Below are 799 nucleotides of genomic sequence, written 5' to 3'. Positions count from 1 at the left end.
CGGATGAATTGAAATTGAACGATGCGCCCCTGATGCGATCCGGGTTAATGCCGCATTAGGCTCACCCTGGCTACCTGTACAGATAATCAGCACTTGTTCGTCACGGTAGCGGTTAACGGCTTTGACATCGATCAGCATGCCGTCAGGAACCCGGATATATCCAAGCTCCTGGCCGATAACAAATACTTTTTCCATGCTGCGTCCGACGATAGCGATCTTTCGTCCGGTACGGATGGCAGCTTCGACCACCTGCTGCAAACGATGGACATTCGACGCAAATGTGGCAAACAATATTCGTCCAGGACACTCCTGGAATTGTTTGAGGATCGAGTTACCAACGGTACGTTCAGACGGAGTGAACCCGTCACGCTCACTATTCGTACTGTCGGCCATGAGTGCCAGTACGCCCTTCTTGCCGATCTGCATAATTTTGTGCAGGTTAGCAGGCTTGTCCTCCGGCGTGAAGTCAAACTTAAAGTCGCCGGTATGTACGACCGGTCCGTAAGGTGTCTCAACAACAATTCCGAAACAATCCGGAATGCTGTGAGTGGTTCTGAAGAAGTGGACCGATAGATTGCGGAAGGTGAACGTTTCGTCTTCATGGAATATGCGCAGATCACTTTGATCCAACAGACGATGCTCTTCCAACTTGGCACGCACGAGACCGATGGTCAAAGGCCCCCCGTATATCGGCATTTGAATCTGGCGCAACACATAGGGGATGGCACCGATATGATCCTCATGACCATGCGTGAGGAATAACCCCTTTACTTTATGTTTGTTATCGATGAGATAACGG

The 799-nt window shown here is 50.3% G+C and carries 1 pseudogene (cut by a window edge); it reads right to left on the bottom strand.

The features are described 5' to 3' along the window. Nucleotides 1-799: pseudogene (locus ACFRAK_RS28660) on the bottom strand (ribonuclease J); its annotated part reaches 568 nt to the left of the window's first position; the annotation flags it as partial.

It is taken from the genome of Peribacillus sp. NPDC056705 (assembly GCF_043656335.1).
The sequence above is the reverse complement of the archived record's forward strand: the minus strand, read 5'-3'. Positions and strand labels throughout refer to the sequence as shown.